This is a genomic window from Synechococcus sp. CCY9201, assembly GCF_034931105.1.
GTDB lineage: Bacteria > Cyanobacteriota > Cyanobacteriia > PCC-6307 > Cyanobiaceae > CBW1002.
Genome location: NZ_JAYGIC010000022.1, coordinates 17,503 through 30,525 on the forward strand (window position 1 = coordinate 17,503; position 13,023 = coordinate 30,525).

13 protein-coding genes and 1 other RNA gene are annotated in these 13,023 nt (G+C 66.4%); 5 read left to right on the forward strand and 9 right to left on the reverse strand.

Annotated elements, in window-relative coordinates:
- Window positions 1–1,074: 1,074 nt before the first annotated feature.
- On the forward strand, window positions 1,075–1,437 hold the full coding sequence (locus tag VB716_RS01885; protein ID WP_197153762.1) for a YciI family protein: 363 nt from the start codon (window positions 1,075–1,077) through the stop codon (window positions 1,435–1,437).
- Here the strand turns inward: VB716_RS01885 and VB716_RS01890 are convergent.
- Window positions 1,398–1,640: a hypothetical protein gene (locus VB716_RS01890; RefSeq protein ID WP_197153763.1), complete on the reverse strand. Its 243-nt coding sequence runs from the start codon at window positions 1,638–1,640 to the stop codon at window positions 1,398–1,400. The genes VB716_RS01885 and VB716_RS01890 overlap by 40 nt on opposite strands.
- 109 nt (window positions 1,641–1,749) lie before the next feature.
- Here VB716_RS01890 and VB716_RS01895 point away from each other — a divergent pair, with 109 nt between their 5' ends.
- Entirely contained in the window at window positions 1,750–2,964 is a 1,215-nt protein-coding gene (locus tag VB716_RS01895; RefSeq protein ID WP_323269585.1) for a glycosyltransferase, read from the forward strand.
- 177 nt (window positions 2,965–3,141) lie between these two features.
- Window positions 3,142–3,840: a sugar transferase gene (locus VB716_RS01900; protein ID WP_370594701.1), complete on the forward strand. Its 699-nt coding sequence runs from the start codon at window positions 3,142–3,144 to the stop codon at window positions 3,838–3,840.
- Here VB716_RS01900 and cbiB read toward each other — a convergent pair.
- From cbiB to VB716_RS01935, 7 genes are all read right to left on the reverse strand, one after another.
- Entirely contained in the window at window positions 3,834–4,928 is a 1,095-nt protein-coding gene (gene cbiB / locus VB716_RS01905; RefSeq protein ID WP_322757544.1) for an adenosylcobinamide-phosphate synthase CbiB, read from the reverse strand. The genes VB716_RS01900 and cbiB overlap by 7 nt on opposite strands.
- A gap of 3 nt (window positions 4,929–4,931) precedes the next feature.
- On the reverse strand, window positions 4,932–6,017 hold the full coding sequence (locus VB716_RS01910; protein ID WP_322757543.1) for a hypothetical protein: 1,086 nt from the start codon (window positions 6,015–6,017) through the stop codon (window positions 4,932–4,934).
- Between the two features lie 70 nt (window positions 6,018–6,087).
- Window positions 6,088–7,083 carry a ketol-acid reductoisomerase gene (gene ilvC / locus VB716_RS01915; RefSeq protein WP_197153766.1) on the reverse strand — a complete coding sequence of 332 codons (996 nt, stop codon included), beginning with the start codon at window positions 7,081–7,083 and terminating at the stop codon, window positions 6,088–6,090.
- 64 nt (window positions 7,084–7,147) lie between these two features.
- Window positions 7,148–8,200 (reverse strand): phytanoyl-CoA dioxygenase family protein, encoded by a 1,053-nt coding sequence (locus VB716_RS01920; RefSeq protein ID WP_197153767.1) that lies wholly within the window; start codon window positions 8,198–8,200, stop codon window positions 7,148–7,150.
- 3 nt (window positions 8,201–8,203) lie between these two features.
- Window positions 8,204–8,806 carry an ATP-dependent Clp protease proteolytic subunit gene (locus tag VB716_RS01925; protein ID WP_197153768.1) on the reverse strand — a complete coding sequence of 201 codons (603 nt, stop codon included), beginning with the start codon at window positions 8,804–8,806 and terminating at the stop codon, window positions 8,204–8,206.
- A gap of 71 nt (window positions 8,807–8,877) precedes the next feature.
- Entirely contained in the window at window positions 8,878–9,558 is a 681-nt protein-coding gene (locus VB716_RS01930; protein WP_197153769.1) for an ATP-dependent Clp protease proteolytic subunit, read from the reverse strand.
- Window positions 9,559–9,588: 30 nt separating this feature from the next.
- On the reverse strand, window positions 9,589–10,725 hold the full coding sequence (locus VB716_RS01935) for a PIN/TRAM domain-containing protein (protein WP_197153770.1): 1,137 nt from the start codon (window positions 10,723–10,725) through the stop codon (window positions 9,589–9,591).
- Window positions 10,726–10,803: 78 nt separating this feature from the next.
- Here VB716_RS01935 and VB716_RS01940 point away from each other — a divergent pair, with 78 nt between their 5' ends.
- Window positions 10,804–12,120, forward strand: a complete 1,317-nt coding sequence (locus VB716_RS01940) for a coproporphyrinogen-III oxidase family protein (RefSeq protein ID WP_323269586.1) — start codon at window positions 10,804–10,806, stop codon at window positions 12,118–12,120.
- On the opposite strand, the gene panB is transcribed toward VB716_RS01940, so the two are convergent.
- Window positions 12,014–12,844, reverse strand: a complete 831-nt coding sequence (panB, locus tag VB716_RS01945; protein ID WP_323269593.1) for a 3-methyl-2-oxobutanoate hydroxymethyltransferase — start codon at window positions 12,842–12,844, stop codon at window positions 12,014–12,016. The two genes, VB716_RS01940 and panB, sit on opposite strands and share 107 nt — an antisense overlap.
- Before the next feature lie 46 nt (window positions 12,845–12,890).
- On the opposite strand from panB, the gene ffs reads away from it, so the two are divergent.
- Window positions 12,891–12,987: signal recognition particle sRNA small type (gene ffs / locus VB716_RS01950), an RNA gene on the forward strand.
- The last annotated feature ends 36 nt before the right edge of the window (window positions 12,988–13,023 follow it).

Here is a 13,023-nt window from a genome sequence, read left to right on the forward strand (position 1 = left end):
TCGTATCCGCAAACGGCCGCCATCCCCTCGAGGTCGGTGATGGCTGCCGCCAAGACCGTTGGGTACACCGTTCCGTGACCGCACTTAGACATTGATCTTCCTGGAATTTCCGATTTCTTCCACGGGCAGAGCGGCGGGGAGCCGGCCATGCCGAGTGACTTCCGTTAATGATAACCATTCTCAATAAGGAGGATGGCTTATGGCTGCCCCCCGAGGCCGTCAATCACCACGCGCGCTGTCTCTCTCGCACTTGCTGGGGTGGGGAGGGGATCCGCGCGCGAGGGGACTGCCGCCTGCCCCAGCAGCAGACGCCGGAGGATCCGCGCGAGGGAGCGCTGATGGTCCGCACCGTGCATGGTCCGTGGCTCCGCCCTCGGGGGACAGACGGGCGGGCCTGGCGGGTCTACTGCGGGCTTCTCCGGCCCAGCCCGGCCCCCAGGAGCCCCAACCCGCGGGAAGACCCGTGCAGACCATCTGAAGGGCGTTCCAGGCGCTCCTGGGGGCGACCAGGGGCTCGAACAGCGGGGGCAGGGCATCCCCCCGAGAGCGGACCCTTCTCGCAGGGGGGGGCTGAGGAGCCTGTCAATCAGACCTCGGACGACTGGCTCAGGCCGACCAGGGAGCCGTGATTTCGTCGCCCAGGCCATGCGGGGCAGCTACTTGTCTGCCAGGAACCCGCATTTACTGGAAGCGATAATCATTCTTTCCTAGAGATCGCTTTACTGGTGCTTCGATTTGGCGCTCTCGGGGGGGTGACTTTTCTCCGCTTGGTGCAGCTGCTTGGATAGAGACGTTGGGGGCTGGAAAGGGATCTCCGGGATGTCGTCAGTGGGCTCACAGCGCGCCCTGGACTGACGTCACCAGCTCTCACCAGCTCTCAAATGCTTTGCCTGTCTCCCGAGATCGACTGCAATCACTGCGTCTTTACTTGTCTCACGCTGTACTCCCAAAGCACCCGCGCTACCAAGCTGCGCCACGCCCCGGTGACGAGACTCTAAACCTCAGCATCTGGCGCCTCAGGTCACGACAGCACCCTTGGATACGACAGCGCTTCCTAATTTTGGGGCCAGCGGCATGGGCGCAGTGGAGCGGGCGACAAGACAGCGCTGGTTCGTGAAGCTCGAGGAGGGCATCGTGGACAAGGCACGCTTCGATGCGGCGGTGCCGGCCCATCGGGGCTGGCTGGCTGAGCTGGAGGCTGCGGGTCATCGCCCCAGCAGCGGCTACTGGAGGGATCGTCAGGGCCTCAGTGGAGCTGGCGGGATGTTGTTGTTCATGGCCAGCGATCGCGACGAGGCCGAACGGCTGGTCTCCTGCGATCCGCTGGTGCGCCAGGGCTGCGTGCGCTGGGTTGTGCACGAGTGGTGCGTGGTGGCAGGCGAGCTCGCTGGTCCCCCTCAGGAGTGGAACAGCAGCACCAGCCCTGAGCTGAGTTGATGGAATTCACGTTCCTCCCGGCTCAGGTCAAGCCCCACCTGGAGACCTTCCTTGAGGGCGTCATCGAACGGAGGAGCCGATGGAGCCTCACCGGCACACCAGAGCGCAGCGATACCGACCGGGGTTGCATGCCAGCTGAAGCAGGGAGTCGTGCCGATGGCAGGTTCCTGCAGGGCGTCTTCGAGCAGTTCGCGGATGGGCATGGTGACCCGTAGCGGGAACTCCCAAGTGGTGGCCCCAGCTTCGACAGCTGACCCAGAGGGGGCAAGGTGCTGAGAGTTTTCGTGATGAAGGCCGCCTAACCTTCCCGCCATGACAGCCCTGCCCACCTCGATCGCGCTGGTGCACGAGTGGTTCACACCCCGGGCGGTGGGGGGGTCGGAGGCCGTGGTCGAGCAGCTCGATGCCCTGCTCCATCCCCAGCTCTTTGCCCTGGTGGATGGGGAGAGTCAGCGACCGGGGAGCTGGCTGCATGGCCGGCGGATTGAGACCTCCTTCATCCAGACGCTGCCGTGGGGCGTCAGCCATGTGCAGCAGTACCTGCCCCTATTGCCCCTGGCGATCGAGCAGCTCGACCTGGGCGGCTACCCGCTGGTGCTGAGCAGCAACCATCTGGTGGCCAAGGGTGTGATCACCGGACCCGATCAGCTGCATGTGAGCTATGTCCATACGCCGGTTCGATACGCCTGGGATCAGATGCATGCCTATCTGGCGCGCTCCGCCCTGGCGCGCAGTCCGCTCGGACCGCTGATCCGCGGCCAGCTGCATCGCCTGCGTCAGTGGGACGTGGTGAGCAGCAGCCGGGTCGACCATCTGATCGCCAATTCCCGCTTCACTGCCCGCCGGATCCAGCGCTGCTGGCGACGCACCGCCACGGTGGTGCATCCGCCGGTCGAGGTGGCTCGATTCCGCTGGGACCAGCCTCGCAGCGACACCTATCTCAGCGTCTGCAGGTTGGTGCCCTACAAGCGGGTCGATCTGGTGGTGGGAGCCTTCAATCGCCTCGGGTTACCGCTGGTGGTGATCGGCGATGGGCCCGAACGACGGCGACTCGAAGCCATGGCCGGTCCCAACGTCCAGTTCCTCGGCCACCGCCCCGCCGACGAGGTGACCACCTGGTTGCAACAGTGCCGTGCCTATGTCTATGCGGGGCTGGAGGATTTCGGGATCGCGCCGGTGGAGGCAATGGCGGCCGGCGCCCCTGTGATCGCGCTGGGGCAGGGCGGCCTGCTGGACAGTGTGCGTTGTCTGGAGAGTGGCGCGGCCCAGCCCACCGGGCTGTTGTTCCCCGATCAATCGGTGGAGAGCCTGGCAGCGGCCCTGGATCACTTTCACACGGAGCGGCTGTGGCGGCGGTTTCCTGCTGACGCTCAGCACGAGTGGGCCCTGCGTTTCTCCCCGGCCTGCTTTCGCCGCCGCATCCAGGAGCGGTTGGAGACCCTGTGGCTAGCCCATCGCCACCGCCTCGCCCATGCCAGGGCCCCTGTGCCTCTGGAGGAGCTGCCACCGATTGATGGGGCGGCCTGACTCCGATTTTTAGATTGCCGCCACCGCCGTGCGGCTTCGCTGCCGTCTGCCGCTACGTTTCTTGCCCCTGCCTCCCGACCTGCCAACGCAGGGTCTGCGACCATCTCCGCCGCACCCTCCCCTGCTTTCTCTGGGGGTGGTTCCCTGGTCGGTGCCTGGACGGCCCCGCCAGGAACCCTGCGGCGGCTGTCCCTGCCCTCCCCGCTCATACTGGTGAAGCGACCCTCCGCCCATCAGCTGATTCGCCTGCAGTCGAGGCGCTCGCGGGTGATCAAGCGCAGCGGCGACATCGTGTTTTCGCTGGCGGTGCTCAGCCTGGGTGCGCCGGTGTTCCTGCTGCTCGCCCTTCTGGTCAGGCTCACCTCCCGCGGGCCGGTGTTCTATGTGCAGCAGCGGGTGGGACGGGGCTATCGCAGCTTTGGCTGCATCAAGTTCCGCACGATGCGGCGCGATGCCGACAGGTTGCTCTCCGCCCTGCTGGCGGAATCGCCCGATCTGGAGGAGGAATACCGCAACGACTTCAAGCTGCGCAAGGATCCACGCATCACCCGCCTCGGCAAATTCCTGCGTCGCTCCAGCCTCGACGAGTTGCCCCAGTTCGTGAATGTGCTGCGCGGTGAGATGAGCGTGGTGGGTCCGCGGCCGATCGTGGAAAAGGAGCTGGATCGCTACGCAGACCGTATGGATGAAGTGTTGGCCGTGCGGCCCGGTCTGACCGGCCTATGGCAGGTCTCCGGCCGCAACAACCTCACCTATGCCAAGCGGGTCAAGTTGGATGTGTCCTACGCGCGGCACCGGAGTTTCTGGATGGACCTGCGCATCATCCTGCGCACCTTCAGTGTGATCCTCGACCCCACGGACCGCGGCGCTTACTGAGTCGACCACGGTGTCACGTCAATGCAACCGCCAAGGGCAAGGGCAATGGCGAGGGCCGACAGCAACCACAGCCCCGTGAGCCGTCTGGTGAGCTGAAGCATGCGGGTCACCGCCAGTGCATCGGCGGGCCTTCCGGCGGCATGGAGCACCGGCTTCAGCTTCGGTAGGCCGCCGTAATGGTTCAGCCCCCCCAGTTGCACATCCGCTGCCAGGGCATAGGCGGCTTGAGAGACGCCTGCATTGGGGGACGGGTCCGGCCTCCCCTGCAACAGAGCCCGGCGACAATTCACCAGGGCTGAACCTGGCCGACCCGCCGCCAACGGCAGGCTCAGGGCCACCAGCCGGCAGGGCAGCCAGGTGAGCAGATCATCGAGGCGGGCGCCGGCGGTGCCGAGCCAACGCAGACGGCCCTGGCGGTAACCGAGCATCGAATCCAGGGTGCTGGCCGCCTTGAAGCTCCAGGCCAGGCAGAGGGGGCCGGGCAGGACGACCAGAGCACGATCAGGCCAGGCGCACCAGAGCAGCGCACCCAGCAGCATCCAGAACAGGGGCGCGAACACACCATCCACCGCGTTCTCGCTGGCGGTTTCCGCGGCAGCCCGCAGGATCTCAGAGCGGCACAGGCCATCCACATCGCGGCCCACGATCCAGGCCAGCCGCTGGCGGGCCAGCTCCAGATCAGCGGGCGAGCGCCCTGACGTGAACGGCGGCAGAGCCGCGACGACGGCCTGGACAGCCTGCTCCAGGCTGCGGCCGGCCAGAGCACTGGCCAGGGCGATCACCAGCAGCGGCAGCGCGACCGGATGCACAAGGGTCAGCCGCTCGACCTGCCAACCAGCCAGGCCGCTCAGACCGACCACCAGCAGGGTGAGGCCGGTGCCAGCCAGGCGCAAGCGTCCGGGCCGATCGCCCGCCCAATCTTCAGCAACCCGACGGAACCATCCGATGCCCCAGCCGATCACCTGCACCGGGTGAAGCCAGCGCTGCGGATCACCCACCAGCCGATCCAGGGCCACGCCCGCCAGAACCGCGAGCATCGGGGCGAGGGGGACCAGACGCAGCAGCGGCGGCAGGACAGAGGCCTCCATCGCTCAGCTGGAGACCGCAGGCCGTGGCGGCCGGCCCAGCAGCAGCGCCATCGCCACAAAGGCGAGCACCTGCAGCGGAATGGCTTGGCCCAGGCCCAGCGACTGGGTGAGCAGGCCCATCGCCAGGCTGCCGGCCAGGCCGCCCACAGCGCCGGAGCGCTGCAAGGTCTGCCAGCGCAGGGGAGCGTCGCCCCGAACGGCCAGGCGATCCACCAAGGCTCCATCAGCGGCGGCAGCCAGAGCCCCGATGGGCACAAACAGCAGCACCGCCCCCCAGCCCGGCAAGGCTTGAACCTGGGTCAGCAGCAGCAAGCCAGCCATCAGCCCATAGCGGGCCCAGGTCGCCAGAACCGGCAGGCGGCCCTGAAGGCTGCGGCCCACGCCGTAGGCCGCCAGCACCATGGCGAAGTCAAAGCAGTTGCCTGCCCCCACGGCCCGCACCCAGAGGGGCAGCAGCGCGAAGAGGCTGCCGAACAGCAGCCCCTGCAGCACACAGTGGCGATCCAGGGGCAGCGGGGCCATCGAGGGCAGGACCGCAGCCGCGGCAGTCGCTTCCGCAGCGCCATCAGCCGAGCCAACCGGAGCCTGCTCCCGCGGCATCAGAGCAGTGGCCCCGAGGGGAAGCAGCAACAACAGAGCCGGCACGAACTGCCTCACGGCCGGAAACAACACGGCCGTGAGCAGGTTGCCCGCCAGGGAGCCGAGGTCACTGCCCTGCCGCAGGCCTTCGATCGAGAGTCCTGGCGAGCGCAGCAGGCGCCGCTGCAACGGCAGCTGGCTCAGTTCTCCGCCGATGCCGAATAGCAAAACCGCCAGCAGGGACGCCATCAGCAGCCCGGTGGCCGGCCAGCCGGAGAGCTTGCCCAGACTCACGCCCAGCAGCAGCATCACGCTGACCAGCTGCAGTCCATAGCCGGAGGCTCGGCGCCGCAGCGGCAACAGCACCGGCAGGGTGCCGAGGGCCGGCAACAGGCTGTTGAGCAGCGGCGACGGCGTCAGGCCGCTCACCATCCAGGCGGTGGAGGCCAGGGTGAGGCTGGTGCCGGCCTGGGCGCTGCCCCAGAGCAGGGAGAGGCGGAGCGAGCGCATGGGGCGGTCACGACAACGGTCCGTGCCGGCAGGGCACGGACCCAGAATGGTGACAGGCGCCGGGTCGGGATCAGGCGGCCTTGAGCCAGCTGAACATCGAACGCAGACCCTTGCCCACCTGCTCGATCGGATGGGCGGCGTCGCGATTGCGGGCCTTGGTCATCTCGGGCTTGCCGGCCTCGCATTCGGCCACGAAGTTGCGGGCGAAGGTACCGTCCTGGATGTCGGCCAGGATGCGCTTCATCTCGGCCTTGGTGTCGGCCGTGATCAGGCGCGGACCGCTCACATAGTCGCCGTATTCGGCGGTGTTGGAGATCGAGTCGCGCATGGCGGTGAGGCCGCCCTTCACCATCAGATCGACGATCAGCTTCACTTCGTGCAGGCACTCGAAGTAGGCCAGCTCCGGCTGGTAGCCGGCCTCCACCAGGGTCTCGAAGCCAGCCTTGACCAGCTCACTGAGGCCACCGCAGAGCACGGCCTGCTCACCGAACAGATCGGTCTCGGTCTCTTCCTTGAAATTGGTCTCGAGAATGCCGGCACGGGTCCCACCGATGCCCTTGGCGTAGGCCATCGCCAGGCCGCGGGCATTGCCGGAGGCGTCCTGGTGGATGGCGAACAGGGCAGGCACGCCCATGCCGTTCTGGTACTCCCAGCGCACCGTGTGCCCAGGGCCCTTGGGGGCGATCATCACCACATCCACATCGGCGGGGGGCTTGATCAGCTCGAAGCGGATATTGAACCCATGGGCGAAGCTCAGCACCTTGCCGGCGCTCAGGTGCGGCGCGATCTCCGCCTCATACACCGCTTTCTGGGCCTCATCGGGCAGCAGCACCATGATCCAGTCGGCCTTGGCGGCCGCATCGGCCACACTCAGCACCTCCAGGCCATCGGCCCTGGCCTTGTCGGCCGAGCGACTGCCCTCATACAGGCCCACCACCACGTTGACGCCGCTGTCCTTGAGGTTGAGGGCATGGGCATGGCCCTGGGAGCCATAGCCGATGATCGCCACCGTCTTGCCGTTCAGCAGGCTGAGATCAGCATCGGAGTCGTAGAAGAGCTGGGCCATCCGGCGGCGGGCAGGGCAAACGGCGAGTGTACGGCTGCGCCCAAGGGGATCCTTCAAGCAGACGTCACCAGGACCGTCTTTCTCGCAATCCATGCCGAAGCAGGTGGACCCAGGGATTCACCCCCGCTGCCTTCACATCAGGATTGACCGTCAGATAGTTCTCAGGAGTGAAGTCGGCCAACCGTGCGATCAGAGCATCGTCTTTCCAGTCGGGGATGGTGACTGGTCTGATCGCACCGGTCGCCGCATCCAGGGGCCTGCGCCAGGCGATTGAGCCCCATGGCCAGTCGCTGTGCAGAGGCGTGTAGTGAAGACAGTTTTCGAAGAAGTAATGGGTGACCTGGCTCCATCGCGTTAGGCCCCGATCCCTGACGGCCGCCCCCCCGTGCAACAGATTGGCCGCCCAGATCAACGCCTGACCCCGCCGAGGCGTGAAGGTCAGCTTCTGCAGTCCTTCACTGCGGACCATGGCCTGCCAGACAGCATGGAAAATCTCCTGAGTGGCTGGGAGGTCGTCCGACACCTGCTTGCCGATATCGCGAAGCTGGAGGTAGGGAAGCCGGTGACTGCATGGGAAGTACTCCAAGGGGCCTGAATCGGAGTGGATGTCTTCCAAGGCAATCCAGACTCCACACATGAATCCGGCTGGCTCACTGTGAAAGTGGACCGCATCACTGTGAAAGTGCTGCTGAGTTCCGACTGGAAAATTGAGGGTCTGAAAGGCAAAGGGTTTGCGCCCATAGACAGTCTCCAGAAGATCGAGGATTTCAGGAAGAAGCGCCAGGTGCCTCACGCTGGCTTCGTTCTTCCAGGCATCCTGGATGCGAAGGGAATGGTGATCCGTCGAGTGGCGCCAAGCAGCAAGATCGAAGCATGGCTTCAGGGAGCTGCAGATAGGTTCCGCAAAGGTTGCAATCGTGGCTTCATCAAGATCCACAATGGCATATCCTTTGTTGTGAAGGGATTCCGCTGCAGCGAGATATTGGCCAAACGCACCCTTGGATCGGAGAGTGGGGAACAACGGTGAATCGACCAGCGGCAGCCCCGGCAGGAGATTCCTGGTGGAATGAGCTGACGCCCCCTGCTCCTGTTCTGAGGATGCCGCTGCATCCTTCACGGCTCAGGCCTCGCTCGGGTGGGCAATCACACGATCAATCAGTCCATAATCCTTGGCCTCAGCGGCGCTGAGGAAATAATCTCGATCGGTGTCCTTCTCGATCTTCTCAAAGGGTTGGCCCGTCATCTCAGCCATGCTGTTATTCAGCATGTCCTTCATGCGCAGGATCTCCTTGGCTTCGATCTCAATGTCCGAGGCCTGTCGCTGACTGGTGCCGCCGAGCGGTTGGTGGATCATGATCCGGCTGTGGGGCAGCGCCAGCCGCTTGCCTTTCGTGCCGGCGGCCAGCAGGAAAGCGCCCATGCTGGCCGCCAGGCCAACACAGATGGTCACCACATCACTCTTGACATACTGCATGGTGTCGAAGATCGCCAAGCCGGCGGTCACCGATCCACCAGGAGAGTTGATGTAGAGATAAATCGGCTTGGAGTTATCATCAGAATCCAGATACAGCATCTGGGCCACCAGGGCATTGGCCACGGCATCGGTCACCTCGGAGCCAAGAAACAGGATGCGCTCCACCCCAAGGCGGGTATAGATGTCGACCCAGCGCTCGTACTGGCTGCCGGGCAAGCGGTAGGGAACGCTGGGGGTGCCGATGGGCATGACGACGTGCGAGTGGCGGAGGGGAACTGGGGGATGGCGGCCGGGGCCGCACTGGAACGAAACTGATCGGCTCAGCTGATGCCGGCCGCCTTGGCGGGGCCGGGCAGATCCTTCTGGCTGGTGAGCACCCGGTCAATCAGGCCATACTCCACAGCTTCCTCGGCCGTGAGGTAAGTCATGCGGTCGGAGTCGCGCGAGAGCTGCTCGACGCTCTTGCCGGTGTTGGCGGCCAGCATCTCGAGCATGGTCTGCTTGTTGTGCAGCACTTCCTTGGCCCGGATCTGGATGTCGGTGGCCTGGCCACGGGCGCCGCTGCGGGGCTGATGCAGCACGATCGAGGCATGACGCAGGGCGGCTCGGTGGCCTTTCGTGCCGGCCGACAGGATCATGGCGGCCGTGCCCATGGCCTGGCCGATGCAGATGGTGTGGACCGGCGGCTTCACATAGCGGAGCGTGTCGGCGATGGCGAAGGCCTCGGTCTCGAAGCCGATGGCATCACCCGAATACCAGCTGGTGCCGGTGGAGTTGATGTAGAAGAAGATCGGCTTCTCCGGATTGTCGAACTCCAGGTAGAGCAACTGGGCAATGATCAGCTCAGTCACGTCGATGCCCATCTGCCGCTTGGCATCGTCGTCGCTGAACAGGGGCAGACCGAGATAGACGATCCGCTCCTTCAGCAGGAGGCTGGGCAGGTCCGGCGGCGGCGTGCGCAGGACGGCTGAATCGCCGTAGTAGGGGGCCGACACCGACATCCGCTGAGCACCTGAGGCTTGGCCAGGAGCCTAGCGGGGGTTGGTCTGGCTGCCGCGAGGGGCTGTGGGGGTCGGCTTTCCGCCCGTCTTGCCGCCAGAGGGCTGCGGTTCGCAGCGGGCAAAGACCATGCGACCGGAGGGAGTCTGGAGAGCCCCGGTCACCACCACCGGCAGGCGTTCGCCGATGCGACCGCTGGCGTCTTCCACCACCACCATGGTGCCGTCTTCCAGGTAGCCCACCCCCTGGGCCGCCTCCTTGCCCTCGCGCACGATCTTCAGCTGCAGGCCGTCGCCGGGCTGCACCTCGGGACGCAGGGCGATCACCAGCTCGCTGAGGTTGAGCACCCGCAGCTGCTTCACCTGGGCCACCTGGGCCAGGTTGTAGTCGGCGGTCAACAGAGTGCCGCCGGTGTCTGCGGTGAGGGCGAGCAGCTTGTCGTCGGCGCCGGCGCCCTCGTAGCGGGTGCTGTTCACCACCAGCCGCCGGCCGTAGTCGGTGCGCAGTTCGGTGAGCAGCTTGAGGCCGCGGCGCCCCTTGCCGCGCTTCTCGGCATTGCCGGAGTCGGCCAGGGCCTGGAGCTCGTCGATCACGGCCTGGGCCACGATCACCTGGCCTTCCAGCAGCCCCGAATCCAGCAGGCCACGGATGCGGCCGTCAATGATCACACTGGTGTCGAGAATCTTGGCCGTGGCGGGCTGCAACACGCCATCGGCCACCAGCATCGCTTCGGTGCTGGACGGATTGAACAGGCGCAACAGGGTGCGGCCATGCACCTCGGCCAGGTTGTAGCCGGACACACCGAAGAACACGTTGCTGAGCACTGCCGCCAATGGCTTCACCAGCACCACTTCCCACGGCAGGGGCAGCAGCAGAATCGGAGCCAATAACAGGTTGGCCACCAGCAGACCGAGGATGAGCCCCACCGCCCGGCTGACCAGCAGATCGGTGGGCATGCTGCGCACCTGGGCCATCAGGCGGCGGCGCAGCTGGCCGAAGAAGATACCGGCGATCAGCCCGAAGAAGGCGCCGAAGCCCCCCATCACCCAGCGCAGACCTTCCAGGTTGGTGACCTGCAGCAGCAGCGGTTCGGGCAGCAGATCAACGCCCAGCCAGCCGGTGGCGGCGCCGGAGATCAGGAACAGGATCAGGATGAGGGTGTCCAGCATCCGCCCGGTGGGGCTCAATGTGCAGGTGCGGGCAGCATGCCGGATCCCCGCCTGTTTGGCTGCGCCAGGTAACCGCCCATGACGGCCCCATGGCCATGGCCACCGCGCAGTGCCTATCTGCACATTCCCTTCTGCCATCGCCGTTGCTTCTACTGCGACTTCCCGGTGGTACCCCTGGGGGATCGGGCCGATGGCAGCCGCTCACCCTCGATTCCCGCCTATCTGGCCCTGCTGGAGGCGGAGATCGCCGCGTCGCCCCCGGGGCCATCCCTCTCCACCGTGTACCTGGGCGGCGGCACACCGTCGCTGCTGACGCCGGAGCAGGTGGAGGGGCTGCTGGCGTCGCTGCAGAGGCGCTATGGGCTGGCGGCAGGCGCCGAACTCAGCCTGGAGCTCGATCCGGCCAGTTTCGATCAGACGCGGCTGGAGGGCTATTTGTCGGCCGGCATCAACCGGGTCAGCCTGGGGGGCCAGAGCTTCGACGACACCGTGCTGGCGGGCCTGGGGCGGCGGCACCGCCGTTCTGATCTGCTGGAGGCCTGCGGCTGGCTGGCCGCCGCCCGACGACGCGGCAGCCTGCGCAGCTGGAGCCTGGATCTGATCCAGGGTCTGCCCCTGATGCTGGCGGCCCCAGAGGCCTCAGAGACCGCTGCTGGGGCCGCTGAGGCGGTGCAACGCCACTGGCGGGCCCAGTTGGAGGCGGCGGTGGCCCAGGAGCCTCCCCACCTGTCGATTTATGACCTGATCGTGGAGCCGGGCACGGTGTTCGCCCGTCGCCTGGAGCAGGGGAATCTGGATCTGCCGGACGGGGATCTTGGTGCGGATCTGATGGAGCTCACCTGGGAGCGGCTTCAGGCTGCCGGCTACGGCCATTACGAGATCTCCAACTACGCCCGACCTGGCCATGCCTCGCGCCACAACCGCGTCTACTGGAGCGGAGGCGGCTGGTGGGGCTTTGGCATGGGGGCCACCAGCGCTCCCGATGGCGCGCGGCTGGCCCGCCCTCGCACCCGCGAGGCTTATGCCACCTGGCTGGCCGCGGCAGCCGATCCGAACAACGCCGATGCCGCAGGGGCCAGCCAGAGCATGGGGATGCCGCTGGATGAGCGCCTGCTGGTGGGGTTACGGCGGCGGGAGGGGGTGAATCTGGCCGCACTGGCCCGCTCCCATGGGCTGGCGGCAGCTGATCTGATCGCGTTGCAAGAGCGACTGCAGTCCTTCCTGGAGGGCGGGCAGCTGCTGATCGAGGGCCCCCGCTGGCGCCTGAGCGATCCCAAGGGGCTTGCCCTCAGCAATGCGGTGCTGCGGGAGCTGCTGGACTGGTATCAGGGGTGGGAGGAGCGGCAGGCGAAGCGTTCAGCCCCGCGACCCAGCCCCGAAGAGCTTCCACACTGAGGCCGCGGCCATCGATCAGCGGCGGGCTGAAGGGTGGCTGGCGGTGGGTCAGACCAAGCAGATCGGCGGTGACCCGCACCTGGCCATCGCAGCCATCGCCGGCGCCGATGCCGATCACCGGCAGCAGCAGCTGCCGACTGAGTTCCGTGGCCAGATCCGATGGCACATGTTCCAGCACCAGGGCAAAGCAGCCGACCTCCTGCAGCTGCCTGGCACGCCGCTTCAGCTGCTCCTGGCTGGCTGGATCGTTTGCCTGCTGGCGATAGCCCAGCTGGTGCACGGCCTGGGGGGTGAGCCCGAGATGCCCCATCACCGGGATACCATGACGCACCAACCGGTCCATCACGGCCAGGGTCTCCGGTTCGGCCCCCTCCAGCTTCACAGCGGCGGCCGGACTGTCCTTCAGCACCCGGCCGGCCGCCGCCATCGCCTGATCGGGACCGCACTGATAGCTGAGAAATGGCAGATCGCAGATCAGCAGCGGCTGATGGGCCGGCGGCCGCCGCAGACCCCGCCCCACCGCCCGGCAGTGGTGCAGCATCTCCTCCAGCGTCACCGGCAGGGTGGTGGGATGCCCCAGCACCACCATGGCCAGGGAGTCGCCGACCAGCACGGCATCGGCCCCCGCCTCCTCAACCATGGCCGCGGAGAGGGCATCCCAGGCGGTGAGGATGGCGATCGGCAGGCCGGCTTGCTTGCGGCTCAGCAGATCACCGGGGCGCAGGGGCACGGCGGAACGGCAGCGAAGGGCCCATTGCTAGCATTGCCTCGACTCGGACCCACGCGGCCCTGACGCCTAAATCTGGTCAGGACCGGAAGGGAGCAGCCACACGGGATGCTCAGAGCAGGCGTGGACTCCGGGTCACCCATTCGATTGCAACAGTCCTCCGGATAAGTCATCGG

Excerpts from the sequence above, each read along its gene's own strand:
- VB716_RS01885 (WP_197153762.1), top strand. The coding sequence starts at position 1,075 with ATGGGCGCAGTGGAGCGGGCGACAAGACAGCGCTGGTTCGTGAAGCTC.
- VB716_RS01890 (WP_197153763.1), bottom strand. The coding sequence starts at position 1,640 with ATGCCCATCCGCGAACTGCTCGAAGACGCCCTGCAGGAACCTGCCATC.
- VB716_RS01895 (WP_323269585.1), top strand. The coding sequence starts at position 1,750 with ATGACAGCCCTGCCCACCTCGATCGCGCTGGTGCACGAGTGGTTCACA.
- cbiB (WP_322757544.1), bottom strand. The coding sequence starts at position 4,928 with ATGGAGGCCTCTGTCCTGCCGCCGCTGCTGCGTCTGGTCCCCCTCGCC.
- VB716_RS01910 (WP_322757543.1), bottom strand. The coding sequence starts at position 6,017 with ATGCGCTCGCTCCGCCTCTCCCTGCTCTGGGGCAGCGCCCAGGCCGGC.
- ilvC (WP_197153766.1), bottom strand. The coding sequence starts at position 7,083 with ATGGCCCAGCTCTTCTACGACTCCGATGCTGATCTCAGCCTGCTGAAC.
- VB716_RS01925 (WP_197153768.1), bottom strand. The coding sequence starts at position 8,806 with ATGCCCATCGGCACCCCCAGCGTTCCCTACCGCTTGCCCGGCAGCCAG.
- VB716_RS01930 (WP_197153769.1), bottom strand. The coding sequence starts at position 9,558 with ATGTCGGTGTCGGCCCCCTACTACGGCGATTCAGCCGTCCTGCGCACG.
- VB716_RS01935 (WP_197153770.1), bottom strand. The coding sequence starts at position 10,725 with ATGCTGGACACCCTCATCCTGATCCTGTTCCTGATCTCCGGCGCCGCC.
- VB716_RS01940 (WP_323269586.1), top strand. The coding sequence starts at position 10,804 with ATGACGGCCCCATGGCCATGGCCACCGCGCAGTGCCTATCTGCACATT.